1 protein-coding gene is annotated in these 203 nt (G+C 45.8%); it reads right to left on the bottom strand.

Annotation, left to right across the window (positions count from 1 at the left end):
• On the bottom strand, nucleotides 1–203 hold a 203-nt coding region (locus GFU89_RS23295), incomplete at both ends, for a hypothetical protein (protein ID WP_318849394.1).

Consider the following 203-nt stretch of genomic DNA (forward strand, 5'->3'; position numbering starts at 1 on the left):
ACGCTTAACGAAGATTCACTCACATAATACAAAATCAGTTCTTTGTTCTCAGATGAGCCTTCACTGGCATGAACCAGACAGTTGGTAATCAGGGGATGCTGGCTCATAACCTGTGTGATCTCTCCAAGCTCGATACGGTAACCACGGATCTTTACCTGGTCATCGTTCCTGCCCATGAACTCAACATAACCCTGGTAGTTCCA

It is taken from the genome of Chryseobacterium sp. JV558, from assembly GCF_033712365.1.
GTDB lineage: Bacteria > Bacteroidota > Bacteroidia > Flavobacteriales > Weeksellaceae > Chryseobacterium.